Source organism: Nannocystis exedens, from assembly GCF_002343915.1.
Classification (GTDB): domain Bacteria; phylum Myxococcota_A; class Polyangia; order Nannocystales; family Nannocystaceae; genus Nannocystis; species Nannocystis exedens.
On sequence record NZ_NETK01000001.1, the window covers coordinates 356,873 to 382,650 of the forward strand.

The 25,778-nt window shown below is 73.6% G+C and carries 21 protein-coding genes; 14 read left to right on the plus strand and 7 right to left on the minus strand.

All coding sequences use genetic code 11. The features are described from left to right. Positions 1-13: 13 nt before the first annotated feature. On the minus strand, positions 14-1,684 hold the full coding sequence (locus NAEX_RS01325) for an FAD-dependent oxidoreductase (protein WP_096325709.1): 1,671 nt from the start codon (positions 1,682-1,684) through the stop codon (positions 14-16). Between the two features lie 198 nt (positions 1,685-1,882). Between NAEX_RS01325 and NAEX_RS01330 the strand changes: the two genes are divergently transcribed. The 3 genes from NAEX_RS01330 to NAEX_RS01340 all read left to right on the plus strand — a co-directional run bounded on the left by NAEX_RS01330 (position 1,883) and on the right by NAEX_RS01340 (position 4,181). Beyond that, on the plus strand, positions 1,883-2,722 hold the full coding sequence (locus NAEX_RS01330) for a metallophosphoesterase family protein (protein WP_096325710.1): 840 nt from the start codon (positions 1,883-1,885) through the stop codon (positions 2,720-2,722). Positions 2,723-2,805: 83 nt separating this feature from the next. Continuing rightward, positions 2,806-3,219 (plus strand): hypothetical protein, encoded by a 414-nt coding sequence (locus NAEX_RS01335; protein WP_096325711.1) that lies wholly within the window; start codon positions 2,806-2,808, stop codon positions 3,217-3,219. A gap of 230 nt (positions 3,220-3,449) precedes the next feature. Continuing rightward, positions 3,450-4,181, plus strand: a complete 732-nt coding sequence (locus NAEX_RS01340; RefSeq protein ID WP_211302336.1) for a TylF/MycF/NovP-related O-methyltransferase — start codon at positions 3,450-3,452, stop codon at positions 4,179-4,181. Between the two features lie 96 nt (positions 4,182-4,277). Here the strand turns inward: NAEX_RS01340 and NAEX_RS01345 are convergent, their stop codons facing one another. From NAEX_RS01345 to NAEX_RS01355, 3 genes are all read right to left on the minus strand, one after another. Continuing rightward, positions 4,278-4,490 carry an amphi-Trp domain-containing protein gene (locus NAEX_RS01345; RefSeq protein WP_096333482.1) on the minus strand — a complete coding sequence of 71 codons (213 nt, stop codon included), beginning with the start codon at positions 4,488-4,490 and terminating at the stop codon, positions 4,278-4,280. Positions 4,491-4,664: 174 nt separating this feature from the next. After that, positions 4,665-5,906, minus strand: coding sequence for a cytochrome P450 family protein (locus NAEX_RS01350; protein WP_096333483.1), 1,242 nt, complete (start codon positions 5,904-5,906; stop codon positions 4,665-4,667). A gap of 31 nt (positions 5,907-5,937) precedes the next feature. Then, positions 5,938-6,648, minus strand: coding sequence for a siderophore-interacting protein (locus NAEX_RS01355; protein ID WP_096325712.1), 711 nt, complete (start codon positions 6,646-6,648; stop codon positions 5,938-5,940). A 507-nt stretch (positions 6,649-7,155) separates the two neighbouring features. On the opposite strand from NAEX_RS01355, the gene NAEX_RS01360 reads away from it, so the two are divergent. The 4 genes from NAEX_RS01360 to NAEX_RS01375 all read left to right on the plus strand — a co-directional run bounded on the left by NAEX_RS01360 (position 7,156) and on the right by NAEX_RS01375 (position 11,736). Further along, positions 7,156-8,127, plus strand: a complete 972-nt coding sequence (locus tag NAEX_RS01360) for a CE1 family esterase (protein WP_096325713.1) — start codon at positions 7,156-7,158, stop codon at positions 8,125-8,127. A 33-nt stretch (positions 8,128-8,160) separates the two neighbouring features. Continuing rightward, complete coding sequence (locus NAEX_RS01365; RefSeq protein ID WP_096325714.1) at positions 8,161-9,000, plus strand: DUF429 domain-containing protein; 840 nt, start codon at positions 8,161-8,163, stop codon at positions 8,998-9,000. 370 nt (positions 9,001-9,370) lie between these two features. Next, positions 9,371-10,396 carry a multiheme c-type cytochrome gene (locus NAEX_RS01370; RefSeq protein WP_096325715.1) on the plus strand — a complete coding sequence of 342 codons (1,026 nt, stop codon included), beginning with the start codon at positions 9,371-9,373 and terminating at the stop codon, positions 10,394-10,396. Further along, positions 10,393-11,736, plus strand: coding sequence for a hypothetical protein (locus tag NAEX_RS01375; protein ID WP_096325716.1), 1,344 nt, complete (start codon positions 10,393-10,395; stop codon positions 11,734-11,736). The genes NAEX_RS01370 and NAEX_RS01375 overlap by 4 nt, the downstream gene beginning before the upstream one ends. A 175-nt stretch (positions 11,737-11,911) precedes the next feature. On the opposite strand, the gene NAEX_RS01380 is transcribed toward NAEX_RS01375, so the two are convergent. Then, a complete protein-coding gene (locus tag NAEX_RS01380; RefSeq protein ID WP_170135358.1) occupies positions 11,912-12,985 on the minus strand; it encodes an alpha/beta hydrolase family protein in 1,074 nt (357 codons plus the stop codon). 388 nt (positions 12,986-13,373) lie between these two features. Here NAEX_RS01380 and NAEX_RS47150 point away from each other — a divergent pair, with 388 nt between their 5' ends. Next, on the plus strand, positions 13,374-14,732 hold the full coding sequence (locus tag NAEX_RS47150; RefSeq protein WP_143141186.1) for a tetratricopeptide repeat protein: 1,359 nt from the start codon (positions 13,374-13,376) through the stop codon (positions 14,730-14,732). On the opposite strand, the gene NAEX_RS01385 is transcribed toward NAEX_RS47150, so the two are convergent. Then, positions 14,617-15,474 carry an AraC family transcriptional regulator gene (locus tag NAEX_RS01385; RefSeq protein ID WP_096325718.1) on the minus strand — a complete coding sequence of 286 codons (858 nt, stop codon included), beginning with the start codon at positions 15,472-15,474 and terminating at the stop codon, positions 14,617-14,619. The two genes, NAEX_RS47150 and NAEX_RS01385, sit on opposite strands and share 116 nt — an antisense overlap. A gap of 155 nt (positions 15,475-15,629) precedes the next feature. Here NAEX_RS01385 and NAEX_RS01390 point away from each other — a divergent pair, with 155 nt between their 5' ends. The 6 genes from NAEX_RS01390 to NAEX_RS01415 all read left to right on the plus strand — a co-directional run bounded on the left by NAEX_RS01390 (position 15,630) and on the right by NAEX_RS01415 (position 24,780). Beyond that, positions 15,630-18,650, plus strand: coding sequence for an aminotransferase class III-fold pyridoxal phosphate-dependent enzyme (locus NAEX_RS01390; protein ID WP_096325719.1), 3,021 nt, complete (start codon positions 15,630-15,632; stop codon positions 18,648-18,650). Continuing rightward, complete coding sequence (locus NAEX_RS01395) at positions 18,647-19,810, plus strand: C45 family autoproteolytic acyltransferase/hydrolase (RefSeq protein ID WP_096325720.1); 1,164 nt, start codon at positions 18,647-18,649, stop codon at positions 19,808-19,810. The genes NAEX_RS01390 and NAEX_RS01395 overlap by 4 nt, the downstream gene beginning before the upstream one ends. After that, complete coding sequence (locus NAEX_RS01400; RefSeq protein ID WP_096325721.1) at positions 19,807-21,033, plus strand: aminotransferase family protein; 1,227 nt, start codon at positions 19,807-19,809, stop codon at positions 21,031-21,033. The genes NAEX_RS01395 and NAEX_RS01400 overlap by 4 nt, the downstream gene beginning before the upstream one ends. Before the next feature lie 256 nt (positions 21,034-21,289). Continuing rightward, on the plus strand, positions 21,290-22,129 hold the full coding sequence (locus NAEX_RS01405; RefSeq protein WP_096325722.1) for a hypothetical protein: 840 nt from the start codon (positions 21,290-21,292) through the stop codon (positions 22,127-22,129). Positions 22,130-22,299: 170 nt separating this feature from the next. Continuing rightward, on the plus strand, positions 22,300-23,277 hold the full coding sequence (locus NAEX_RS01410; RefSeq protein WP_096325723.1) for a zinc-dependent alcohol dehydrogenase family protein: 978 nt from the start codon (positions 22,300-22,302) through the stop codon (positions 23,275-23,277). A 489-nt stretch (positions 23,278-23,766) separates the two neighbouring features. Then, on the plus strand, positions 23,767-24,780 hold the full coding sequence (locus tag NAEX_RS01415) for a WD40 repeat domain-containing protein (RefSeq protein WP_143141185.1): 1,014 nt from the start codon (positions 23,767-23,769) through the stop codon (positions 24,778-24,780). A gap of 184 nt (positions 24,781-24,964) precedes the next feature. Here NAEX_RS01415 and NAEX_RS01420 read toward each other — a convergent pair whose 3' ends face one another. Continuing rightward, positions 24,965-25,543, minus strand: coding sequence for a hypothetical protein (locus NAEX_RS01420; RefSeq protein WP_143141184.1), 579 nt, complete (start codon positions 25,541-25,543; stop codon positions 24,965-24,967). Positions 25,544-25,778 lie beyond the last annotated feature (235 nt).

A 25,778-nucleotide genomic window follows, 5' to 3' on the forward strand; every position in this document is an offset into this window, starting at 1 on the left:
GCTCCTCTTGCCCTCATTCGGCCAGCGCGCGGTGGACCATCTGCACGCAGATCGAGCCCTCGCCGACCGCCGAGGCCACGCGCTTGACGTTGCCCGAGCGGACGTCGCCGGCCGCGAACACGTTGGGCAGGCTCGTCTCGAGCAGGTACGGCGCGCGTCGCCACGGCCGCTGGGCCAGCTCGTCGGGCGTCAGGTCGGGGCCCGTCTTGACGAACCCGGCCGGGTCGAGCGCCACGCAGCCCTCGAGCCACGCCGTGTTGGGGCGCGCGCCTGCCATCGAGAACACGTGGCGGATCGGCCGCGTCTCGCTCGTGCCGTCCTTGCGGTTGACCCACCGGACCCGCTCGAGGCTCGACTCGCCGAACATCTCCACGATCTCCGTGAACGGGCGCAGCGTGATCTTCGGGTGCTCCTCGATCCGGCGGATCAGGTAGCGCGACATGGTGTCGGCCAGCCCGCTCGAGCGGACCAGCACGTGGACGTGGCGCACCGACTCGGCCAGGAACACCGCCGCTTGCCCGGCCGAGTTGCCGCCGCCGACCACGATCACCTCCTCGCCGGAGCACAGCTGCGCCTCCATCTGCGTCGCCCCGTAGTAGACCCCGTCGCCCTCGAAGCGGTGCAGGTCGGGCACCCCGAGCCGGCGGTACTCCGCCCCGGTGGCGAGGATGATCGAGCGCGCCCGCACCGAGCCCTGCGCGCCGCCGAGCTCGATCACGTACGGCGTGCGCGAGCAGTCGAGCCGCACCGCCGACATCGCCACCGCCACGTGGGCCCCGAACTTCTGCGCCTGCGTCAGCGCGCGGCCCGCGAGCGCCTGTCCCGAGATACCTGTCGGAAAGCCCAGGTAGTTCTCGATCTTCGACGACGACCCGGCCTGCCCGCCCGGCGCGTTGCGCTCGATCACCAGCACGTCGAGCCCCTCCGACGCCGCGTAGACGGCCGCCGCCAGCCCGGCCGGGCCGGCGCCGATGACCACCACGTCGCGCACCACGCTGCGGTCGACGTCGGCGTTGAAGCCGAGGCAGCGGGCCACCTCCTCGGTGCTCGGGTTGCGCAGCACCACGTTGCCGCGGCAGATGATCACCGGCACCGCGTCGACCCCGACCTGGAATTGATCGAGCATCCCGGCGACGTCGGCGTCGCGCTCGACGTCGATGTACGAGAACGGGTGGCCGTTGCGGGTCAAAAACTCCTTCAGCCGCAGCGTCGCCGGCGAGTGGACCGAGCCGACCAGGACCGCGTCGCTGGCGTTGTGGGCGATCAGGCTGACGCGGCGGAGGATGAACGCGCGCATCAGCAGCTCGCCGACCTCGGCCTCGACCTGGACGATGTGGCGCAGCCCCTCGCGGTCGATCTCCAGCAGCTCGCCGGGCTCGCCGACCCGCCCGCGCACCAGGCTCGGGCGGCCGTTCAGCATGTTGATCTCGCCGGTGAACTGACCCGGCTCGTGGATCACCACCGGGTGCTCGACGCCGTCGAAGCCCGGCTGCACCACCTCGAGCGTGCCCGAGAGGACCACGAAGAAGTTCGCGCCCGTCTCGCCGTGCTCGAACACGATCTCGCCGGCGCGCGTCGGGCGGCGGCGGCCGTAGCGGCACAGCCGGCTCTTCTGCGCCGGCGTGAGCCGCGGGAAGGTCGCCTCGCGTCGCTGGGCCGACGGGTCGTTCGGGAGGGTCGTCATGCGCCGCGGAGTCTACCGCGAACGCGCGGGCTCGCCCGCGCCGCGCAGGATCGTTGCACGCGCACGCCGGACCCGCCTCTGGTCGGGTCGCCGGCCCGGCTCGCGACCTGGCCCCGCGCTGTTTCTCCGCTCCGGGCCGCGCAGGAGCGGCGCGAGGTTGAAAGCCCGCGGTCCCCGCACTAGCCTGCCGACGCCCGCATGAAGCTCTGGGCCCTCAGCGATCTCCACGTCGGTCACCGCCGCAACCGCGAGCTGCTCGCCGACCTGTCCCCGCGGCCAGGTGACTGGCTGATCGTCGGCGGCGACGTCGGCGAGACCGGCGATCACTTGCAGTGGGCCTTCGACCTGCTGCAGCCGCGCTTCGCCCGGCTGCTCTGGGTCCCCGGCAACCACGAGCTGTGGACCTCCGAGGAGCGAGGCGTCCGCCTCGGCGGCGCCGACAAGCTCGCCGCCCTGTGCGAGCTGTGCCGCGGCCGCGGCGTCGTCAGCGTCGACGACCCGTGGCCGGTGTGGCCGGGCGACGGAGGCCCGCACACCCTCGCGCTGCTCGCCCTCCTCTACGACTACACCTTCGCGCCCGCCGGCATGGACCGCGCCGCCGCGATCGCCTGGGCCGCCGACGACGGCGTGCTCGCCGCCGACGAGGCGCGCCTCGATCCGCGCCCGTTCGCCGACATCGTCGCCTGGTCCGCCGCGCGCGTGTCCGCCGCCGCCGCCCGCCTCGACCTCGCGCGGGCGCACCCGACCGTCCTCGTCAACCACTGGCCGCTGCGCGACGACCTGATCTTCATCCCGCGCGTGCCGCGGTACCGCCCGTGGTGCGGCACGCGAGCGACGCACGACTGGCACCGCCGCTTCGGCGCGCGGGTGGTCGTCAGCGGGCACCTTCACACGCGGCGCACCGACTGGATCGACGGCGTGCGCTTCGAGGAGGTCTCGCTCGGTTATCCGCGCGAGCAACGGCCCGGCATGATCGCCGACGCCTATCTGCGCCAGATCCTGCCGGAGCCGACGGCTTGCACTACCGAGCGGCGCTGAGCCGCCACGCGTATGAGCGCCCGCAATTCGCCGCGCCCCTGCGAGCGTTGCCGCGGCCGCGGGGCGCGGGGTATCCTGCGCGCATGAGCCAGGCGGAGTTGTACGCCGAGTTCCTGCGCGCCGAGGGCTTCCGGCCGGTCGTCGACGACGCCGGCGACCTCGTGTTCAAGTGCGAGGGCCGCTACTACTGCGTCACCGTCGACGACGACGACCCGCTGTACTTCCGCCTCGTGTTCCCCAACTTCTGGGGCCTCGAGAGCGAGGCGGAGCGCCACTGGGCGCGGATCGCCGCCGCCGAGGTCACGGCAGAGTTCAAGGTCGTCAAGCTCTACCCGCAGCACGACGACATGCAGGCCGCCACCGAGCTGTTCCTCGCCGCCGAGGGCGACTTCCGCCTCGTGTTCGAGCGCTGCATCGCCGCCCTCCAGGGCGCAGTCCGCCGCTTCTGCGAGCTGATGGAGCGCGGCCCGAGGCTGCGCCTGGTCGAAGAGACATAACGCATCCGCCCGCGCGCGACGGCCTCGGCAGCGCCGTGAGCGAGCGAGCGCCGCGCGAGCCACCGCCCCGCCGAGGCCGCTCGCACCGCTCCACGAGGCTCCCGCGCGCCGCCTCGCCCGCGAGCGCCGCGAGGTCCGTCGCCCCGCGTCCTCGACCGCCCTCGCCTGGCCTCGCCGCCTTCGTGCCCTCGCGCGCGCCGCCCGGCGTCCTGCTACCCTCGGCGCCACCCGTGACGCTCCTCGACCGCCTCCGCCGCCTCGGCGACGACCGCCGCTGGCGCCGGCAGTACCCCGACTTCGAACCTGGCTTTCGGGCCATCCACGATCGCGCCCGGCCGTACACCATGACCTCGACCGAGCGGATGTACGCGCTCTACCAGGCCGTGCGTCACGTCCACCGCGCCGGCATCCCCGGCGCCTTCGTCGAGTGCGGCGTGTGGAAGGGCGGCAGCGCCATGGTCGCCGCCCTCACCTTCCAGGAGCTCGGCGACCGCGCGCGCGACCTCTACCTCTACGACACCTACGAGGGCATGAGCGAGCCGACCGCCCGCGACGTCTCGTACAAGGACCAGGCCCCGCTCGGCGAGTGGGACAAGATCAAGGGCACCGACCACAAGGTCTTCTGCGCCAACAGCCTCGCCGACGCCACCGCCAGCCTCGGCAGCACCGGCTACCCGCGCGAGCGCGTCCACTTCGTCAAGGGCAAGGTCGAGGACACCATCCCCGCCACCCTGCCCGACGCGATCGCCATCCTCCGCCTCGACACCGACTGGTTCGAGTCCACCCGCCACGAGCTCGTCCACCTCTACCCCCGCCTGGCCCGCGGCGGCGTCCTCATCGTCGACGACTACGGCCACTGGCGCGGCGCCCGCGAGGCCGTCGACGGCTACTTCGCCGAGCACGGCGGCGCCCCGCTGCTCCACCGCATCGACTACACCGGCCGGATCGCCGTCAAGCCTTAGGGCCGCGAGGCTGCCTCGTGCGACATGCTCGAGGGGACATGTCGCCAGGCCCAGGGCGCTTGTGACATGTCTCTCTCGACATGTCCCGAATGAGACTCACCGCCGCCAGCGCAGCTGCAGCTCGAGCTCTTCCTCCTCGCCGGACACCTCGTGCTCGATCGACAGCGCCGCGTCGCGCGGCACGTTGAAGCGGGCCCCCGCCACCTGGATCCGGAACGACTCGCCGCGCTCGATGGCGTCGGCCAGGCGGCGCAGGGTCTCGACGAAGGACTCGGGGCTGCAGTTGCGTTCGACGTCGCGGTCGGGCATCCCCGCCACCATAGACCATCTCGCGCGACGCGGTCCCCGCAACCCCGCGCCTCGTTCACGACCGCCCGCGTCCAGCCGCGATGCTTCGTCCTCCGCGGCCCACCCCCGGGCGTCGACCGGAACGCTCCCCGCTCGGCCCGCACGCCCCGGCCCTGCCGGCCCGCCGCGCCGCGCTCAATCGACGCGGACCGGCAGCGCCTCGAGCCCGCGCAGCACCGACGTCTTGCGCCACCGGAGCTGCTCGCGCGGCACCGCCAGGCGCAGCCGCGGGAACCGCTCGAGCAACGCGCCGAGCGCGATCCGCCCCTCCAGCCGGGCCAGCGGCGCCCCCACGCAGTAGTGGACCCCGTGTCCGAACGCCACGTGGCGGTTGGGCGTGCGCTGCAGGTCGAGCTCGTCCGCGCGGGGGAACGCCTCCTCGTCGCGGTTGGCCGAGCCGATCAGCGCCGTCACGCGGGCCCCGCGGGGGATCGTGCGGCCGTACAGCGTGATGTCTTCGCGGGCGAACCGCGGGCTCGGCATCTGCACCGGGTTGGTGAAGCGGAGCAGCTCCTCGACCGCCGACGGCCCCAGCTCGGGCCGCGCGCGCAGCAGCGCCAGTTGGTCCGGATGTTCGAGCAGCGCCAGCGTCCCGTTGCCGATCAGGTTCACCGTCGTCTCGTGCCCGGCCAGCAGCAGCACGAACAGCATCGCCGTCAGCTCGGCGTCGCTGAGCTGGTCGTCCTGCTCGCGCGCCTGGATCAGCGCCGTCGTCAGATCGTCGCGCGGCGCCAGCTTGTGCATCGCCACCAGCTTGGTGAAAAACCGCGCCAGCTGGACCATCTCCGGCAGCTGCTTGAGCACGTTGAGCGGCGACGGATCGCCGCCCTCGATGATCCCCGCGATCCACCCGTGGAAGCGCAGCCGGTCGCGGTCGTCGGGCACCCCCATCATCTCCGAGATGATCGTCAGCGGCAGCGGCAGCGCGAAGTCGGCGATCAGGTCGAACTGCCCGCGGGCAGCCGCGCGGGTCAGCAGCTCGTCCACCAATTGCTCGACCCGCCGCGTCAGGTTCTCGACCATCCGCGGCGTGAACGCCTTGTGGACCAGCCCGCGCAGGCGGCGGTGACCCTCGTCGTCCTGGCTCAGCATCGTCTCGCCGAACGCGCGCATGATCTTGGGCACGTACCAGCGGTCCATGTCCGACTTCCCGGTCGCGCTGCGTTGATTGCAGCCGAGCCGCGGGTCGCGGAGCGCCTCGCTCACGTCCGCGTAACGCGACACCGCCCACACCTCGCCGCCGAACGAGTCGACCGCCAGGGCCAGCGGCGCCTCGCGGCGCAGCCGCGCGTACGTCGGGTACGGGTCGGCGCGGATCGCCGGCGACGTCAGGTCGACATCGATCTCGGAGGACTTCGCTCTCCACGACAGGCGCATGACGAACACACTCCTCGCAGTTGCCCTCGCCTCAATCGAGCCCGCGCTTGCCGGGCGCCCAGTATGCCTTGACCTTCTGGCGGCCGTGCGGCGCGGGGGCGGCCTTGAGCGCCGCGCGCAGCGTCTGGATCGACCGGGCATTCCCGCATAGCACCAGATCGGCGCCGGCGTGGCGGTCCAGCGCGGCCCGCAGCCGGCGCTCGACCTCGACCAGGTGGCCCTCCCCGCGCGGCACCAGCGTCCGCGGCCCGACGTCGAGCTCCGCCAGCACCGCCTCCGACTCGTCCGCGTGCGTCACCTCGAACACGAACGACAGCGGCGCCGCCGGACCGCGCAGCTCCCGGAGCGCGCGCGCGGCCGCGAACGACGTCTCGTCGCCGAACAGCACCACCGCCGGCCCCAGCGTCGCGAAAGGCAGCGAGCCGCGCGGCCCGAACACGCGCACCCGCTCGCCGACCGCCGCCGCGCGGCCCCACTGCGCCCCCGGCTCCTCGCCGTGCAGATACACCAGCAGCGACACCGCCCCGCGCTCGGGCCGGTGCGAAAACGGCGTGTACGTGCGCGCCCCGGCGCCCGGGATCCACACCTGCACCTTGTCGCCGGCGTCGTGCGGCGCGCGCAGGTTGTCGCCGGTCAGGTCGATCCGGCGAAAATGCGGCGACACCTGGCGCACCGCGGCGATCGTCCATTCGGGGAAAAACTTGGCGATCGCGTCGCCGAGGATCGCCTTCACCGATGCCATGATTCCCGTCCTTCGCCGCCTCGTGGAGCATGGACCCGCAACGACGCCGAGCCGGGCGTCCGCCACGAATGGACCGCTCCGCAACCGGCCGCCGCCCGCACTCTCGCTGCCTCGCGCGGACGGTCCGGTGATTGGGCGGCGGGCGACATCACGGCAGCGTGCAACGGCGAGTCGCACTATGGGAGACCGCCTCCGCCGGCGCAATCGACTTTCCGCACGCCGGGCGATACCGCTCGATTGCGGCGCTCGCGACCCGCCCCCAGCACCTGACCTTTGGGCCATCTCGGCGATACTCTCCCCTCCGGGCCGCGCCCGCGACAGGTTCACCGCGCCTGCCCTCGTCCGGGCCCGGAGCACCCTCGCGCGGCGGCCTCGCGGCGCCGCTGCAGCGCCCGCCGATCGCCGCGCATCGGCCCCTGCCCCCCTTGCCTGCGGCCCATCGACCGCGTCCGCGGACCTGCGGGCCGGGTGGCGCCCGCCCTCGCACCCGCGTTACCGTGGGCCGCCATGCGCCGCCGCCTCGCGCTCGTCGTCCTGCCCCTCTTCGCCTGCTCCACCGCCGCCGACGACAGCGCCCTCACCGACGGCAGCCCCACGGATGTCTCCGGGGACATGTCCTCCAGCACAGGTCCGAAAGACCCGACGACCGGCACCACCGACATCCCGACCACGACCGACGAGCCGCTCACCACCGGCACCACCACCGACGAGCCGCCCGCCACCTCCGGCCCGCCCGCCGGTCCCTGCGGCCAGCCCCCGCCGTTCACCGGCGTCATGGCGCAGACGATCGAGGCCGCCGGCGTCGAGCGCGACTACGACCTCGTCATCCCCGAGAGCTACGACCCCGACACCGCCTACCCGCTCGTGTTCGCCTGGCACGGCCGAGGCGGCAACGGCGAGCTCGCGCGCCTGTACTTCAAGGTCGAGGAGGCCAGCGCCGGTCAGGCCATCTTCGTCTATCCCGACGGCCTGCCGCTGCCCGACATGGACAATCAGACCGGCTGGGACCTCGCCGGTGACGGCGGCGACGTCGCCCTGTTCGACGCCATCCTCGCCGACGTCGGCGCTCGCCTGTGCATCGACCCCGCGCGCGTCTTCAGCACCGGCCACAGCTTCGGCGGCTACATGTCGAACACCCTCGGCTGCGCCCGCGGCGGCACCGTCCGCGCGATCGCCCCCGTCGCCGGCGGCGGCCCGTTCGGCGCCTGCACCGGCCAGGTCGCCGCCTGGATCGTCCACGGCACCGGCGACACCACCGTCCCCCTCTCGCAAGGCGAGGGCGCGCGCGACCACTGGCTGTCCACCAATTCGTGCGGCGACACCACCACCCCCGTCGAGCCCGCCCCGTGCGTCGCCTACGACGATTGCGCGTCCGGCTTCCCCGTGCATTGGTGCCAGCACGACGAGCCGGACCTCGGCGGTCACGGCTGGCCCGCCTGGGCCGGCCCCGCGATCTGGAGCTTCTTCACCGCGCTCTGATCGCCACGCAGCGCAGGGTGGTAACCTTCCGCAGTGATCACCGTCGGCGTCGACCTCGCCAGTCAGCCACCCAAGACCGGCCTCGCGCGGATCGTCTGGGACGCTGGCAAGGCCGTCGTCACCGAGGTGCGCCGCGGCGCCGACGACGATCAGATCGTCGCGCTCGCGGCGGAAGCCGGCGCGATCGGCATCGACGCGCCGTTCGGTTGGCCGCGCCGCTTCCTCGAGTTCGTGGCCGCCCATCACGGCAGCGGCGTGCCGCCCACTCGGTGGTCCGACCCGCACCGCGACGCCCTGCGCTTCCGCCTCACCGACCACCACGTGCGAGTCCACACCGGGCGCTGGCCGCTGTCGGTCTCGTCGGACTTGATCGGTGTCCCGGCCATGCGTTGCGCCGCGCTGCTGACCCGCCTCGGCGTTCGCGACCGCGCCGGGGACGGCCGCGTGTTCGAGGTCTACCCGGCCGCGGCGCTGCCGGGCTGGGGCCTGCCGGTCGACAGCTACAAGGGCGACCGCCGCCCGACCCGCCTCGTCCTGCTGGCCGCGCTCACGCGCGCCGCGCCATGGCTCGACCTCTCGCCCCCGCTGCGCGACCGCTGCGAGGCCAGCGACGACTGCCTCGACGCCCTGCTCGCCGCCCTCGTCGCCCGCGCCGCCGCCCTCGGCCTGACCGCCCGCCCGCGCGACGAGGACCTGCCGCAGGCCCGCGAGGAGGGCTGGATCGCCCTGCCGCGGCCCGGCTCGCTGGACCGCCTGCTCGCCGACGCAGCCGCTTCGCCGCCCTGTGACCCGGCCGACCGTGGTCACCCGAGCCGGCGAATTGAACCATCTCGATCTCGCCGGACCTGGACTCCGCCATCGCGCGGTCGATGAACGCGAACGGGACCCGACCCGGGCCGAGACCGCAGCCTCGCAGGTCGTGCCGCTCGAGCCGACGTCCCGCCGACGTTGGTCGACGACGAGAAACGCCCCTCGGCTCGATCACGTTCGCAACCGCCACGCCCGACGCCCCGACGGCGACTGCGCGATCATCATTGATCATCCCCTGCGCATATCGATACCTCCGCGCCTCTCCATAGGGTTTGTCCATCCGCGCACCCGCCCGCTGCGCCGCGGTCGCATTCGCGTATCACCGGCCGATCCCTCCCGTCGCCACCGGGCGCCGCAGCAACTCCGGTGCTCGCTTCCGTTCGCCCCGCGAACGCCTTGAACGCCCACCGGCGGCCCCGCTATCGTCGCCGCCGTGGACCCCCGCGCCCCCCTCGTCCTGCTCGTCGCGCTGCTGCAGGCGTGCGACGAGCGCCGGGCCCCGGCCGCGCGCGAGCCTGCGGTCACCTGGCTCCCGCGCGAGGACGAGTGCGCCGCCTGTCACGCCGACATCGCCGACGCCTGGGCCCGCTCGCGGCACCACGCCGCGTTCACCAACGACGAATTCCAGCGCGCCTACGCCCGCGAGCCGACCCCGTTCTGCCGCGAGTGTCACGCCCCCGAGCACGCGCGCTTGCCCGCCGCCGAGGCCGACGCGCTCGGCGTCGGCTGCCTCGCCTGTCACGGCGGCCTCGGGACCGTCGTCACCGCGGCGACGCGCAGCGGCAGCGACGCCCCGCACGCGCTGCGCCGCGATCCCGCCTTCGCCACCCGGACCTGCGCCCGCTGCCACGAGTTCGACTTCCCCGAAGGCGGCGCCCAGGCGCGCGGCACCATGATGCAGACCACCATGCGCGAGCACGCCGCCTCGGCCCACGCCGATCGCAGCTGCGCCGACTGTCACATGCCGGGCGCGCGCCACGACTTCGCCTCCACGCGCGATCCCGCGGCCATGCAGCGCGCGCTCGCCGTCACCGCCCGGCGCGACGGCGACGCTCTCGAGCTCGAGCTGCGCACCCGCGACGTCGGCCACGCCTTCCCCACCGGCGACCTCTTTCGTCGCCTCGCCGTCCACGCCGCGCTCGTCGACGCCGACGGCCGCGAGCTCGCCCGCGACGTCCGCTACCTCGCGCGCCACTTCGTCCCGCGGCACCATCCGGACGGCCGCCTGCGCCACGCCGCCACCGTCCCGGTCGTCGACGACCGGATCCACGGGGCCGCTCAGGTGCGCCTCGAATTGCGCCCCGCCGGGCCGGCCGACCGCGCCGAGCTGGTGTGGCAGATCGATCTCGAACGCGTCGACGCGCGCGATCCCGACCGGCCCGAAACCTCGACGATTGCTGGTACCATCCGCCTCGCCGAGGGGCGCCTGCCACCAATCACGCCTGCGAGCTCGCCATGACGACGACCGATCGTGCAACCTCCCTCTTCGCGTCGATCGCCATCGGGTGTCTCGGCGCCGCCTGTACCGCCAATCCGCCGCCTCGGGACGCGCGCCCGACCGTCGAGGCCGCCCCCACGCCCGCCGTTCCGCCCGCGGCCCCCGCAGCCCCGACCCCGCCCGCGGCCCCCGTCGCGGCCCAGCCCACGCCCCCGGCGACGCCGCCCACGCCGGCGACGCCCCCGACTCCCGCGACCGAGCCGACCCCGCCGGATCCGCCCGCATTACCGTCCCTCGCCGATCCCGACCCGGCCGTCCCGGCCGTCCCGGCCGCCGATCCGGCCGCCGATCCGTCCGCTCCCCCTGCTGGCCCGATCGCCCTCGTCGCCGCGCCGATCACCCCGACCGAGCACGCCGTCCAGTGGCGCGACGTCGTCACGCTCGCCGCCGACACCGTCCCCAAGGGCTTCCAGTACTTCGCCACCGGCGTGCTCGCCGGCGAGGCCCCGAATTTCTTCACCCTCGACGCGGCAGGCGGCTGGAAGCCGGTCGGCGTCGCCGCCCCGCCCGGGTCGCTCAGCGGTCATTGGCCCGACGAGGCGTGGGCGGTCGAGATCGGCAACACCCGCGATCGGGCCCAGATCACGCGGCTGCGACTGCATCGATTGCGCGGTCAGAGCCGGTGGGTCCCGCAGGCGATCGGCCTCGATCAATGGGTCGAGACCGGCCACCTCGGCTCCGTGCGCAAGAGCTGGAACGTCGGCTTCCTCGCCGAGCTCGACGGCAGCCTCGTGCGCGTCGGCGGCAACGGCGCCCCCGATCCCGACCTGCCCGTCGCCCGCGGATGGATCTCCGATTTCGTCGAGAGCAAGGCCGGCGACCTCTATGTCTTCTCGCACGACGACGGCGGCGATTACGTCCAGATCGCCTGCGCCGACCAGGCCTGCGTGCGAGCCAACGCCATCCCTCTGCCGCCGGGCGGCTGGGAGTGGGAGCAGACCATCCCGCGGCAGAAGCACAGCGTCTCGATCGCCCTGCGCGACGCCGCCAACAAGCTCCCCAACCACGTGCTGCATTACGAGACCGGCGGCTGGAAGCTCGAGGTGCTGCCCGCGGGCGCCCGCCTCGCTGCGATCTGGCCGACCAGCGACGGCGGCATGTGGGCCCAGACCGAGACGGGCCTGCTGCACCGCGATCCTGCCGGCGCGTGGCGCAGCGTCGCCCTCCCCGCCGATGTGCAGCCCAGCGGTTCGGTGTTCGCGGCCATGACCGGCAACATGAGCGAGCTCGTGATCGTCGGCGCCCGCGACGGCGGCCAGGTCGTCCTCGCCACCGCCGCCAAGGCGCAGGTCGCCGGCTGATCGGCGGCCGCGGCCCGCGTCGGGTCGCTCAGGCGCGCGCTCCTCCATCACCACCTCCCGGCCCTCGTCCGCGGCCTCGGCGACGCGCGCCTTGAGGTCGCCGATCGACAGGCTGTCATCCACGCACACCTGCTCGAATCGCGGCCGCGATCGTTTCGGCGACCCGTCCGCGAACTCAGCCTGCGGGACAGGGACGCCCGGCGGCCTCGAGCCTGCCGAGCCACGCGCAGAGAGCGTCGACGACCTCGACCGCCGGACCGGGGTCGAGGCGCTCGTATTCTTCGATGGACCCGGTCCGAGCCGCCTGGAACAGGTGATTGAGGCGGTCGAAGACTCGCGCCTCGGAGCACGCATGCGGGGCCTTGGAGGCGAGGAAGGCCGCGGTGTTCGCCGGCGCCGGCACCTGGGAATCGAGCCCGCCGAACAGCGCGAGGACGGGGCAGGTCACGGCGGCGAGCAGGCGCTCGGGCCGTTGGCGCAGCAGCGAACGGTACGCAGGCGACGCGACCACCGAGGTCATCGCCGCTGCATTCTCCGCGATCGCTCCCGGACTCGCGGCAGGCAACCCCGGCCAGCGCTCGAGCGCGCGCGCGATCTCGGCCTGGATGAGCGCATCGTCGGCGCCCGCGCGGGCGAGCGAGAAGACCCTCTCGTTCATCGCTCGCTCGTGCGCGATCTGGGCCTCCGTCGCGCCCATCTCGAGCGAGATGCGCCGCGCCTGTCCGTGCAAGAGCCCCTCGATGGGCTCGATCGGCGTGGCGAGCATCACCACCGCGTGGACCGCTCGCCTCGCCGCGACCGCGAGCGCCGTCAGCCCGCCCTCGCTGTGGCCGCAGAGCGTGATGCGCTTGGGGTCCACCCCTGCGTGTCGCACGAGCGCGTCGAACGCGCTGCTCAGGTCTTCCACCGCGTCGTCGAAGGTCGTGGCCGCGGGATCGCCCGCAGACTCGCCGACCCCCCTGTCGTCGAATCGAAGGACCGCGGACCCGCGGCGCGTGAGGTGCTCGCTGAGGACGAGGAACGGCTTGTGGCCGCAGACACTCTCGTCGCGATCGTGCGCACCCGAGCCGGAGGCGAGGATGACCGCCGGCCACGGGCCATCGTCCTCGGGTGTCGAGAGCGTCCCGGCCAGGCGCCCGACGGGGCCCGAGAAGACGAAGGGAATGTCCCTCATAAGAGCGCCATTTTCGTCGTCTACCCGCAAACGGCAAGCGGAAGCGGTAGCCCGACGGCGCAGCCTGCAAATCACGCGACCCGTCCGTGGCCGCATCACTCGCCTCGAGTTGCGAACCATTCGACCTCGCGGCTCCCTGCCGAGCTCGGGCCCTCGTCCACCCCGACCTTCGGCTCTCTCCGCGTCCTCGCGGACGATCGCGGTCGCCGTGGGGGACGGGGTCTCGCGGCGCTCGCGACCCACGTCGCCCTCGACGAGCGGCGCCGGCATCGCACCCTCGTCGCGCGGCGCTCGCGGGTCGCCCCGCTGCCGCTCGTCCGAGCCCGCCCGGGCGTGTCGGTTCACACATCGGCGCGCCCCGGCCATCACCCCCGCTAAACCCCGCGAACCGCCTGCATCGCCGTTTGCGCCCCGCCTGGCCGTATCTGGCGCGCGCCCGCCCGGCGTGCTAGGAGGCCCCCGCATGAGCGAGGAGCGCCGGCGCGTCCTGAACAACCTCGACCGGATCGAGGACCGCCTGCGCGACGCCCCCGAAGGCCTGCACGACGCCGGCGCCCCGGCCAGCGAGCGCGCCCTCGCGGCCTCCGGCCTCGATCCCGACGTCGCCTTGCTGTGGGGCGCCTACGACGGCATCGACCTCGGCGGCGGCGAGGCGCGGATCTATCCTTTGGCGGAGCACGCCCCGGCCACCGAGGCCGCCGCGGCCGAGGGCCGGCTGCGCCCCGGCGACCGCGTGATCGGCGAGCGCGGGCGCGACCTCCTCGTCCTCGCCGCCGACCCCCACGCCGAGGGCGCCGACGTCGTCCTCGTCGAGGAGGACGGCGAGCGCCTGCCCTGCGCCTCCTCGGTCGACCGCATGGTCCTGGCCCTGCTCGGCGAGTTCTCGGTCCTGTTCGACGAGGACGGCGAGTACCAGGCCGACCTGTTCGGCGACGACGGCGAGCTCACCCCCGCGGCCGAGCGGCGGATGCTGCGGCGCCACCTCGACCTCGACCCCGACGCCCCGCTGGCCCGCTTCCGCCTGGCCCAGTCGCTGCGCCGCGCCGGCGAGCTGCGCGGCGCGGCCCAGGAGCTGCGCCAGCTGCTGCGCCGCGCCCCCGAGTTCGTGTGGGGCCACCTCGAGCTCGGCCGCGTCCGTCTCGGCGAGGGCAAGCCGGGCGACGCCGTCGCCGCCTTCCGCAAGGCCGCCGAGCTGGCCGCCGACCCCGGCCTGCGCGCCCACTGCCTCGCGCTGGCCTGCCTCGCCCTCTCGGACATGCCCGAAAGACCAGGTCCTGCCGCGCAGGTCCCTGCGGACATGCCCGAGAAAACAGGTCCTTCCGCACAGGGCGCGAAGGCCATGTCTAAAAAGACAGGCGCTGCCGCCCAGGCCGACAAGGCCGGCGCCGAGCGGGCCGCTCTGGCCGCCGCCGCCCTGGCCGCCAACCCGATGTTCGCCGCCGCCCAGGAGGCCGCCGTGCGCGACGCCCTGGAGCGGGAGGACCCGGCCGCGGCCGACGAGCAGCTCGCGCTCGGCCTCGCCGTCGTGCCCGGCCACCTCGGCCTGCTCAGCCTGCGCCCGGCGCTCGCGGAGCTGAAGGCCCGCGTCGCGGAGAGCGAGGGCGACGAGGTCGAGGACGAGGACGACCCGGACGCCGGCATGGACCCCGCCCTGCTCGAGGACGAGGCCGAGCGGGTGGCCGCCCGCGCGAAGCCGGAGCCGGAGCCTAAAGCGGCCCCAGCGCCTGATACTGGCTCGGCGTCATCCCCATATGGCGGGCGAACGCCCGCGAGAAGCTCGGGTGGTCGGCGAAGCCGGCGCCCAGGGCGATCTCGAGGATAGAGCGCCGCGACGACCGCAGCTCGCGGGCCGCCTGGCACAGCCGGAGCGTGCGCAGATAGGCCCCGGGCGTCATCCCGACCACCTGGGCGAACTGGCGCAGGAAGTGGTACTTCGACAGCTCGGCGACGCTCGCCAGCTCGTCGAGCGACAGCGTGGTCGGGTCGATGCGCGGGTCGAGGCTGCGGATGTAATCGACCACGCGGGCGATCTTGCGGTGGGCGATCCGGTTGGTCGAGCGGCGCAGCGGCTCGCGCAGGTTGGAGAACTCGGTGAACGCGTGGCTGACCACGTTGTGCAGCGCGGCCTCGACCTCGAGCGTGCGGCCCGGCGCGTTGTCGCTGCGGACCAGGTCGTGCAGCGCCGTGATCGCCGACACCAGCTCGACGCGGCCGGTCACGCGCACGCTGGTGAACTCGGGCGCACAGCGGGGCCCGGCCGCGTCCTCGACCAGCCCGAGCGCCAGCCGGCGGTCGACGTAGAGCGTGATGTAATCGACGTCGCTGCTGCCGCGCGCGTTGCCGGTGTGGACCTGCTGCGGGTTCATCAGCACCACGTCGCCGGGCTCGAAGCTGAACAGCCGCCCGGCCACGTGGCACTCCTCGTGCCCGGCCAGCTGGGCGCAGATCAGGTACTCGTCGTGGAAGTGCGGCGTGAGCGGGCGACTGCCGTGAGCGCCGGTGGCGTGGTAGAGCGTGAAGCCCCGCCCGCCGAAGAACGCCGTGTGAAGATCGGCCCGGGCCATGGAGCGAGCCTACCCCTGCGGCCGCGTGCGGTCTACCACCCGGGACCCCGCCGTCCGCCGCGCGCGCGTGCATCGGCCCACGCGTGTGCGCGGCCTCCCCGCCCACCGCACGGACAGCACAGCGCTCCTGCGACCTCGGCGATACACTTCGAGACGTGTCTATTGAACCGGATTCAGGCCGTGATCCCGATCTCAACGCCCGGCTCGACGCCCTCGAGGCCAGTCAACGGGCCGAGGCGCCGCGCCCGCGGGCGCTCTTCGAGCGCGAGACGAGGCGCGTACGGATCCCGCCGGGCGGCGAGCTGCCGGAGTCGGCGGCCCTCTTGGAGCGCTTCTACGGCGGCGGCTTCACCGTCCGCGAGAAGAAGCCGATGGTCGTCGACACCCGCCGCAGCTCGGGCCCCTACATGGTCTCGGTCGACGCCCGGCCGCTCACCTTGCTCGACGCCTGCTCACAGATCGCCACCCAGACGCACGGCTTTTATCACCCGGGCATCGTCAAGGCGCTCTACACCGGCCGCTTCGAGCACTGCCTGTGGAGCAACCCGGACACCACGGTGCATCACGTCCCCGAGCTCGCCGCCTACGAGGAGGCGCTCGAGCGGCTGGCCCCGCCCGCGCTCGACCACGTCAGCTTCGTCTGCGCCGGCGGCGCCGAGGCCAACGAGAAGGCGCTGCGGATCGCCCGCCTGCACGCCCCGCCGCCGGTGAACGGCCCGCGGCGGCGCGTGCTCGCCTTCCGCGACGGCTTCCACGGCCGCACGCTCGCCACCCTCGCCGCCACCTGGAACCCGGAGAAGCGCGCGCCCTTCGAGTTCGCCGGCTACGAGGCCGTGTTCAGCCGCGCCGAGCTCGGCGAGGTCGAGCGCCTGCTCGACGCGCGCGGCCACGAGATCTACGCCATCGTCGTCGAGCCGATGCAGGCCGAGGGCGGCGACGTCTACCTGCGCCGCGAGTTCCTGCTCGGCCTGTGCAAGCTGGCCCGCGCGCGCAAGCTGCCGCTCGTCGTCGACGAGGTGCAGACCGGCTTCGCCACCGGCGGCCCGTTCTTCTGGTGGACGCGGCTCGGCCTCGGCGGCGACGAGGCCACCGCGCCCGACATCCTGACCTGCGCCAAGAAGGCCTGCCTCGGCGTCGTCCTGTCGCGCTGGCCCGACCCCGAGAGCAACCAGGTCCACGTCGCCTCGGCGCTGCGCGGCCTCATCCAGCTCGAGACCTCGCGCGACCAGGCCAACCTCGAGCACCTGCTGCGCCCGCGCGCCGAGGCGCTCGCCGAGGCCTTCCCCGGCCTCGTCAGCGACGTCCGCCTGGCCGGCACCGCCCTCGCCTTCGACCTGCCCGACAACGCCGCCCAGACCGCCTTCATCGACCAGCGCTACCAGCGGGGCCTGATGACCTACCCGGCCGGCGAGCGCACGATCCGGTTCCGCTTCAGCGCCGGCTGGGACGAGCGCGTCCTCGACGATTTGTTCAAGCGGATCCACGAGTCGCTCGCGCGCCTGTCCGACAAGACAGCCAAGGATTGGGTCCCCGAGGGTCAGTCGGCCGACAGCGACCCGGCCGTGATCGTGCGGCCGATCGAGGAGCGCGACTGGCCGCAGATCATGGTCATCGAGAACGCCAGCTACGAGCCCGCGCGGCGCGACAGCGAGGCCTACCTGCGCCGCGCCGCCGCCACCGGCCTCGGCCTGTGCGCCGTCGACACCGCCACCGGCGCGATCCTCGGGTTCTGCTTCGGCGGCCCGCTCGAGGGCTTCCGCGGCGTCTCCGGCGCCAGCCAGGACGAGCGCCTCGGCCTCGGCGACACCTTCTTCTCGGCCGACGTCACCGTCGCCGAGGCCGCGCGGGCCCGCGGCGTCGGCCGCCTGCTCAAGCGCGCCCAGGTGCAGTGGGCCAAGGTCCACGGCTTCTCGTACATCTCCGGCCGCAACCGCGTCGGCGCCACCGATGCGATGGCCGCCCTCAACCGCTCGTACGGCGCCTTCCCGGTCGTCCGCCTGACGCACCAGTACGAGGGCAACGCGCTCGCCGACTACTACCGGATCCCGCTGGTCCCGCCGCCGGCCCCGCGCACCCCGCCGGACGAGGGCATCCTCGACCTCGCCAGCGGCCTGCAGCAGCCGTTCGGGCCCGCGCCGGCGTTCATGGCCGGCCACGAGCTCGTCGGCCCGACCGCCAGCAAGATCAACCTCAGCAACTACGCCACCGTCGACACCGTCCACTACACCGAGCACCTGCGCCTGCTCGCCCCGCGCGGCACGAGCCACATGTACTTCACCTCGTCGCGCGACGAGACCGTCGACAAGGCGCTCCGCTGCCTCCGCCTCAGCCGTCCGCAGGGCCAGCTCGCCGTCGGCCTGGAGGGCGGCTACCTCGGCCACGTCACCGCCGCCGCCCGCAGCCTGTCCGACCCGGCCGGCTTCGGCGACGACCTGGCGCTGTTCGAGTTCCCGCGCCTGCCGCACCCCGAGGCCGACGCCGCCGGCTTCGAAGCTGGCCTCAAGGACCTGGTCGAAAAGCAAGGTGCCGACAAGATCCTCGGCCTGTTCGTCGAGGTCGTCGGCGAGCGCTCGGGCCGGGTCCTCGCCGGCGAGCCGGCGCGGCTCCTCGCCGCCGCCTGCCGCGCCCACGACATCCCGCTCGTGCTGGTCGAGACCGCCAGCGGCTGCTACCGCGGCGGCGCCGGGGCCTGGGGCGTCGACGCCCTCCCGGCCGACGTCGTGCCCGACATGGTGCTCTGGTACCCCGGGGCCCAGATCGGCCACATCTTCGTCGGCGACCGCTACTTCATCAAGAAGCCGCTGGTCCTGATCTCGACCTGGGACGGCGACGAGCTGTCGGCGATCCGCGCCCACGAGCACCTGCGGGCCGCGCGGCGCCTCGACCTGAGCGAGTCGATCGCCGCCCTCGACGACCTGCTGCAGCGCGACGTCCTGCCCGCCTGCCCCGGCGCGCGGCTCGGCGGGGTCGGCCTCTACCGCACGATCACCTTCCCCAGCGTCGAACTCGCCGAGGCCGTCGACCAGGCCTGCCTGCACCGCGGCCTCTACCTCGGCAACGGCCTGCCCGACACCCTCGTGTTCGCCCCGCCGCTCACCATCTCGCCCGCGACCATCACCGGCGACCTGCGCCGGCGCGTGCTGGCCGCGATCGACGAGGCCCGGAGCCCCGCGTGACCGACTCCTTCGCACCGTTCCTGTTCGATCAAGACGACCCTGCCCGCCGCGGCGAGGCCCACGGCGAGCAGTGGCGGGCCGAGATCCGCGAGCTCGCCGAGATCCGGGCCGCGCTCGCGCTCAAGAAGGGCTCGTTCCGCGATCGCGCCCAGCTCGACGCCGTCGCCCGGCTGCACCTGCCGCTGCTCGACAACTTCTCGGCGCCGCTGTCCGCCGAGCTGCGGGGCATCGCCCGCGGCGCCGACGTCGCCCCCGAGGCGGTCGTCGTCCTCAACCACTACACCGACCTGCGCGACGTCCCGCCGAGCGTGCTCGAAGGGCCATGTCCGGAAGACCCTGTCGTTTCGGACAGCTTTCACGCCCTCAACACCAACGGCGACGGCGACGATCCGGGCGGCTGCACCGCCGTCTACCTGCCCGGCCAGGACGCGCCTGTGCTCGGCCAGACGTGGGACATGCACGGCACCGCCGAGCCGTTCGTGCGGGCGATCCGCATCAAGCCGAGGAGCGGCGACGACGAGGTCGTCTGCTTCACGCTGACCGGCTGCCTCGGCATGACCGGCGTCAGCGCGCGCGGCCTCGCCGTCACCATCAACAACCTGACGAGCACCGACGGCCAGGTCGGCGTCGTCTGGCCGGCGCTGGTGCGGGCCATGCTCGCCTGCGGCAGCGCCCGCGAGGCCCGCGACCTTTTGCTGCGCACCCGCCTCTCCTCAGGCCACCACTACATGATCGCCGACGGCCGCGAGTTCTACGGCGTCGAGACCTCCGGCAAGCTCAAGGTCGTCACCCAGACCGGCGCCCGCGCCGCCCACCTCCACACCAACCACTGCTTCGACCCGGTCCTGCGCCGCCACGAAGCTGTCCCGAAGGCCAGCACCTCGTTCCGCCGCATGGAGCTGGCCACCACCCTCTACGTCCAGCAGCGCCCGCAGGACGCCCGCGCGCTGTGGACCATGCTGTCGAGCCACGACGGCTGGCCGCGCTCGGTCTGCTCGCACATCGACGACGCCGGCGGCGACCCCTCGGCCTCGAAGACCTGCGGCCGCATGATCGTCGACCTCACCCGCGGCGAGGTCCTGGTCGGCCGCGGCTGCGGCCAGCTCGAGCCGCCCACCGTCGTCAAGCTCGATCGCTGGCGCGGAGGACATGTCCCATGAGCCACATCTTTTACACCTGGACCGCCCAGCGCCACGCCCACCCGCTGACCGTCGACGCCGCCGAGGGCGCCCGCTTCCGCACGCGCGAGCACGGCTGGCTGTGGGACCTCGAGAGCCAGACCTACAACGTCAACGCCGGCCACGGCAACAAGCACATCCAGGAGCGGATGATCGCCCAGATCCGCGAGCTCCCGGTCGCCGGGCCCAACATGCGCCTCGACGTCCGCGAGCAGCTCACCGCCGCGCTGGCCGAGCGCACCGGGCTCTGTCGGGCCTTCCTCGCCTCCGGCGGCGCCGAGGCGGTCGAGAACGCGATCAAGATCGCCCGCCTCTACACCGGCCGCAGCAAGATCGTCACCCGCCGCCGCAGCTACCACGGCGCCACCCTGGCGACCCTCGGGATCGGGGGCGACCCGCGCCGGGCCCCGTTCGCCGCCGACCTCCCGCCCGCGATCCACATCGACGACCCGTACCCCGTGCCCGCCGGCGAGCCCTCGGCGTGGGTCCGGAGCCTGCACGAGGTCGTCGAGCGCGAGGGCCCCGAGACCATCGCCGCGATCGTGCTCGAGGGCTTCACCGGCACCAACGGCATGCAGCACCCGCCGCCCGACTTCTGGCCGGCGGTGCGGGCCGTGTGCGACCGCCACGGCATCCTGCTGGTCGACGACGAGATCTTCAGCGGCTTCGGCCGCACCGGTCGGTGGTTCGCGCGCGAGCACTGGGGCGTAAAGCCCGACCTGATGGTCCTCGGCAAGGGCCTCACCAGCGGCTACGCCCCGCTGTCGGCCGTCATGGTCTCGGCCGCCGTCGCCGCCCACTTCGACGACCACAAGCTGTGGTGCGGCGTCACCCACTACGCCCACCCGGTCGGCTGCGCCGCCGCGCTCGGCGCCCTCGAGGTCTACGCCGAAGAGCGCCTGCCCGAGCGCGCCGACCAGGTCGGCGCCGTCCTCGCCCAGCGCTTTCAGGACATGTCCCAAAGGCCATGTCTCCACGGCGCCGTCCGCGACGCCCGCGGCCTCGGCCTGATGCGCTGCCTCGAGCTCGACCGCCCGGCCGCCCCGATCGCCGCCCGCCTGCTCGAGCGCGGCGCCTACGTCCCGTACCGCGACAACCTCTTATTCATCTGCCCGCCGCTGTGCCTCACGGCGGAAGAGGCCCACATCGTCGCCGACCTGCTCGCCGACGCTGTTGCAGAAAACATCAACGCGGCGCGCGCCTGAGGCCCGCCCGGGACCCGGTCTCGCCGAACAGCGTCAAAACGGGGTGAGCTCGCCGGATCGGTCGCACTGATCCGTCGCGCCCGAACTGCAGCTACCCGATCGTGGTCACCCCACGGACCGCGCGGCGCGCCGAACTCGCGCCCGCGCCGCGGTGACCGCCCCGCGACTCCCCCCGGCCCCGACGCGACGTGTTCGCGCCTCGCCGTGGCGAATCGCAACACATGTCCTTTCGGACATTCTGATCGGAACCACCACCATGGCCGCCACCGTCTCCCTCGCCCTCTCCGTCCTCCTCGCCGCCCAGCCCGCGGCGCCCGCTTCGCAGCCCGAGGGGCCCGCGCCTGCGCCCGCCGCCGACACCACCTCCGCTCCGACCTCGGCCCGTCCGCCCGAGCCCCGCTGGCGCGGCACCGGTCTGCTCGCCACCGCCGGCGTCCTCGGCGGCATCGGGTTCGGCGCCAACCTCGGACGGGTGATCGCCGCCAGCCGCCTGTGCCGCGACCTCGGCTACGACAACGAGACCCAGAGCGTCTCGGGCATCGACCAGTGCATCTTCGGCAGCACCGCCCTCGGCGTCCTCGCCCCGATCGGCCTGTTCTCCAACACCGCCGCCTTCGCCTTCGCCGCCGGCGGCGGCTCGATGCACGGCCGCTGGGCGGCCCACCGCACCGCCTTCTCCGGCGATCGCAAGCAGAACGCCGGCCTGCAGATCGGCCTCGGCGCCGGCCTCATGACCGCCGGCATCCTCACCTACCTCGGCGTCCGGATCGCCTCGTTCGCCGACGCCCTCGGCTTCGCCACCTGCAACGAGCGCAACCCGATCGTCGACATGACCGGCGGCGACCTCGGCGGCCCCGAGGTCGTCGAGGGCAACGTCCCCGGCTTCCGCCAGTGCATGGGCCGGCGCATGAGCGGCTACCTCGCGGGCATCGGCATCGGCCAGACGTTGGGCGTCGTCGGCGTCGGCCTCTTGACCCACGGCGCCAGCTACAACAGAAACCTCAAGCTGATGCGCTACATCACCCGCAACCAGCTCCGCCTGCAACCGAACCTGAGCTGGGGCTACGCCGGCCTCAGCTTGTCCGGCCGCTTCTGAGCCGGTCACCGCCGCGACCGCGACGCCCGCAGGCCCGCGCGACGGCTTGCGAGCGCGGCATTTCGACCTCCCGCCGCGAGGACGTCGCACTCGGCCCGCGCTCACCGTCGCGGTCCCCACCCGCCGCTCGGCCCGAGAGATCCAGGCGGCCGTGGTGCTACTTTCCGGCCATGCGAGCCGTTCAGTTCTCCCGCTTCGGCGCCCCCGACGAGGTCGCCGAGGTCGTCGACCTCCCCGAACTCTCTCCGCCCGGGCCCGGGCAGGCCGCCGTCGAGTTCCTGGCCGCGCCGATCAACCCGGCCGACCTGCTCAACCTGCGCGGTCAGTACGGCATCGTCCCCACCTTGCCGGCGATCGCCGGCATCGAGGGCGTCGGGGTCGTCACCGCGACGGGTCCCGGCGTCGATCACGTCCGCGTCGGCGACCGCGTCCTGCTCGGCGGCGGCACCTGGCGCCAGCGCCACCTCCTCTCGGCCGCCGGCCTGTTCGCCCTCCCGCCCGGCCTGCCGAACGAGCAGCTGGCGATGCTCACCGTCAACCCGCTGACCGCCCGCGCGCTGATCCACGACGCCCAGCTGCAGCCGGGCCAGTGGGTGATCAAGAACGCCGCCAACTCGGGCGTCGGCCGGGCCTTCTTCACGCTGGCCAAGAAGGCCGGCGCGCGCGGGATCGCCGTCGTGCGCCGACCTGGCCTCGAGGACACGTTGAAGGGCTGGGGCGCCGAGGTCGTGCTCGTCGACGGCCCCGACCTGGCCGAGCGGGTCAAGGCCGTCGTCGGCGACGGCAGCCTGCCCTACGCCGTCGACGCCGTCGGCGGCAGCGCCACCGCCCGCCTGGGCGCCGCCGTCAGCCCCGGCGGCGTCGTCGTCAACTACGGCCTGTTGTCGGGCGAGCCGTGCCACCTCTCCGGCGTCGACCTGGTGTTCCGCGGCGTCGTCCTGCGCGGCTTCTGGCTGGCCACCTGGTTCCAGCAGACCCCGCGCGAGGGCGTCGTCAAGGCCTTCGCCGAGCTGATCGACCTGCTCGCCGCCGGCGAGCTGACCACCCCGATCGAGGCCACCTACCCGCTCGAGCACGTGCGCGACGCCCTGCGCCACGCCGAGAAGCCCGCGCGCGACGGCAAGGTCCTGCTCGTCGCCAAGCCCTGACCGGACCCGGCCTTGACGCACATGTCCGCATGGACATGCCTTTTCAGGCATGTTCATGTGGACATTCCGGTTCGAGCATGATCTTTAGGACATGTCGGCCGGAGCGCGCTGCAGCCCGCCACACGCCGCCGCGGCGCTGCTCGCTCGGCAGCAGCGGCTGGTACGTCGCTCCCGACACCGAGCGCCATGGACCGAGGGTCGCCGCCAGGCCAGATACGCGCCGACGAACGGCGAGGGCGAGCGTTCGCTGGGTTCGCCGAGGCGCCGCCCCTCGCCGCGTCGATGCGAGGATCGACTCGCCGCGTCGCTGCGGCCCCTCGCCCCGAATGCGCCTCTCTGCTCGATCGCCGGCCTCCCGGGACCTCTCGCCGTCACGGCTCGGCGGCGGTCGGACATCGACCCTGCCCTTTCAGGCCCCTTCTGACACCGCTGCAGCGCCGCCTCCAGCCCCGTTGCGCGCCGTCGCGCCTCGTGTTACGCGGCATGCGCATGATCGCCTTCGATAGTACCGGTCGCAACCTCGTGCTCGCCGACGACGCCGAGCTCCTCGTCCACGACGGTCCGAGCGAGGGTCCGCGCTGGCGGAGGGACTGCAAGTCGCCCCTGATCGCGGTCGGGGCCACCCCCGACGCCGTCATCAGCGTCGACGAGGACGGCCAGGCCGTGTGGCACGACCCGCTGCGCGACGTCCAGCGGGCCACCGCCGAGGCCGGCGACCTCGCCCGCGCCGCCGCGATCTCGCCTGCGGGACATGTCCTTGTGGCCACGTCCGAGGGCGCCGTCGAGCTGACCCCGAGCGGCCCGGGCCGGCGGCACGCCTGGCCGGACGCGACCGTCGTCGCCTGGGGCGTGGGCGGTCAGCTCCTCGTCGCCGACGAGCGGGGCAAAGTCGGCGTGTTCGGCCCCGGCGGCCTCGTGCAGGAGCACCAGATCGAAGCGCCCCCGGTGGCCGCCGCCTGGAACCCGCGCGGCTTTTGGGTCGTCGCCACCGCCCGCAAGCTCCTGCGCCTCGAGGGCGGCGCCGTCCACCACCTCACCGGCGGCCCGGCCGACATGCCGATCCGCGCCGTCGCCTGCTCGCTCAGCGGCGACGCGATCGCCATGGTCCTCGGCAACAGCCTCGCCCTCGTGCTCTCGTGGCCCGGGCGCGACAACATCGGCCAGCTCCGCTACCTCGACCGCCTCGTCGACGGCGTGCAGTTCGGGCCCGAGCCGTGGCTGGCGGTCGGCCTCGACGGCGGCGACGGCAACAAGTTCGACCTCAGCAACGGCAACCTCCACCGCACCGACACCCACCCCGGCCGCGAGCACCGGCACTGGATGGTCCAGGTCTCCGTCCACCCGCCCGAGCCCGCCGCAGCGCCGACCGCCGCGCCCGCGCGGCCCCAGCCCGCCGCCGACGCCCAGCCCGCCGCCAAACCGAGCCGCTCGATCGGCTCGATCCTCGGCCTCGTCGCCGTCGCCGTCGTCATCCTCTACGCGATCGTCCGCTTCGGCTCGTGACCCGCGCGCGCGCTCGCGCAGGCCAGGTTCTCCAGGACATGTCCTTTCCGCCATGTCCAGCACTGCGACCGGCGCGAGGCGCCCAGGACAGACCGCATGACCGCGCGTGTCCCCCCGGGACAGGCCGGCACAACACGGCACGACCGCCCGCGCACGATCGCCCTGGCGCGGACCGTCGCCGCGCTCACTGCGGCTCGAAGCGCGACGTGATGCGCTCGCCGTTGGAGATCTGGCACTCGCCGGCGCCGCCGCCCTTGATCCCGCGGTCCGGGTCGTCGAGCGTGAAGTGGCAGCGCATCTTGTCGCCGCGGTCGCCGTCGAGGGTCGCCACCACCTTGCCGGTGTTGCGGGTGACGAACTCCTCGACCGTATCGTAGTAAGGCCAGGTGCCGCCCCAGTACCAGCGCGGCCCCACCCACGGATCGGCGTACCACTCGTTGTAAACATCGCCGTACTCGGCCACCGCCGTCGTCCGCGTGATCTCGCGGTAGCGGCCCTCGAACGACTCCCCGTCGGGCAGCTGCGTCTTGATCCGGCCCGACAGCGAATCGTCGCCGGACGTCCAGGTGAACACCACCCGCTCGTGCTTCACCACCGGCGCCGCCGCCCCCCCGGTCGTCTTGCCGCCGGTCTCGGGCGCGGCCGTGTCGGGGTTCGTCACCTCGCCGCCGAAGCTCCCGCGGGAGCAGGCGGACATCAGGAGCAGCAGCAGCCATCGTGGCACGCGCGGGGTCACGGCGCGGCGGAGTTCTCGTCGGTTCATGGGCGCGAGAAGTTGCCCGATCCACCGCGCTGCAGCCCACCGACCTCGTCCGCGCCGCGAACGCCGGCCCTGCGCCCGGTTTCACGCCGTTCCCCGCGCGCCCCCTGTGACCCGCGGCACCGTCCTGCCGCTCACCGCTCGCCCGGGCGCCCCCTCCGCCTGTCCCTCCGGCCAGCTCGACGCAATCGACCCGGCCCTCATGACCGCCTGTCTCTTCAGGCATCCGGCTCGCAAC

What these genes read in the sequence shown, in the direction of transcription:
- NAEX_RS01325 (WP_096325709.1), bottom strand. Translation starts at nt 1,684, where the DNA reads ATGACGACCCTCCCGAACGACCCGTCGGCCCAGCGACGCGAGGCGACC.
- NAEX_RS01330 (WP_096325710.1), top strand. Translation starts at nt 1,883, where the DNA reads ATGAAGCTCTGGGCCCTCAGCGATCTCCACGTCGGTCACCGCCGCAAC.
- NAEX_RS01335 (WP_096325711.1), top strand. Translation starts at nt 2,806, where the DNA reads ATGAGCCAGGCGGAGTTGTACGCCGAGTTCCTGCGCGCCGAGGGCTTC.
- NAEX_RS01345 (WP_096333482.1), bottom strand. Translation starts at nt 4,490, where the DNA reads ATGCCCGACCGCGACGTCGAACGCAACTGCAGCCCCGAGTCCTTCGTC.
- NAEX_RS01350 (WP_096333483.1), bottom strand. Translation starts at nt 5,906, where the DNA reads ATGCGCCTGTCGTGGAGAGCGAAGTCCTCCGAGATCGATGTCGACCTG.
- NAEX_RS01355 (WP_096325712.1), bottom strand. Translation starts at nt 6,648, where the DNA reads ATGGCATCGGTGAAGGCGATCCTCGGCGACGCGATCGCCAAGTTTTTC.
- NAEX_RS01360 (WP_096325713.1), top strand. Translation starts at nt 7,156, where the DNA reads ATGCGCCGCCGCCTCGCGCTCGTCGTCCTGCCCCTCTTCGCCTGCTCC.
- NAEX_RS01375 (WP_096325716.1), top strand. Translation starts at nt 10,393, where the DNA reads ATGACGACGACCGATCGTGCAACCTCCCTCTTCGCGTCGATCGCCATC.
- NAEX_RS47150 (WP_143141186.1), top strand. Translation starts at nt 13,374, where the DNA reads ATGAGCGAGGAGCGCCGGCGCGTCCTGAACAACCTCGACCGGATCGAG.
- NAEX_RS01385 (WP_096325718.1), bottom strand. Translation starts at nt 15,474, where the DNA reads ATGGCCCGGGCCGATCTTCACACGGCGTTCTTCGGCGGGCGGGGCTTC.
- NAEX_RS01400 (WP_096325721.1), top strand. Translation starts at nt 19,807, where the DNA reads ATGAGCCACATCTTTTACACCTGGACCGCCCAGCGCCACGCCCACCCG.
- NAEX_RS01405 (WP_096325722.1), top strand. Translation starts at nt 21,290, where the DNA reads ATGGCCGCCACCGTCTCCCTCGCCCTCTCCGTCCTCCTCGCCGCCCAG.
- NAEX_RS01410 (WP_096325723.1), top strand. Translation starts at nt 22,300, where the DNA reads ATGCGAGCCGTTCAGTTCTCCCGCTTCGGCGCCCCCGACGAGGTCGCC.
- NAEX_RS01415 (WP_143141185.1), top strand. Translation starts at nt 23,767, where the DNA reads ATGATCGCCTTCGATAGTACCGGTCGCAACCTCGTGCTCGCCGACGAC.
- NAEX_RS01420 (WP_143141184.1), bottom strand. Translation starts at nt 25,543, where the DNA reads ATGAACCGACGAGAACTCCGCCGCGCCGTGACCCCGCGCGTGCCACGA.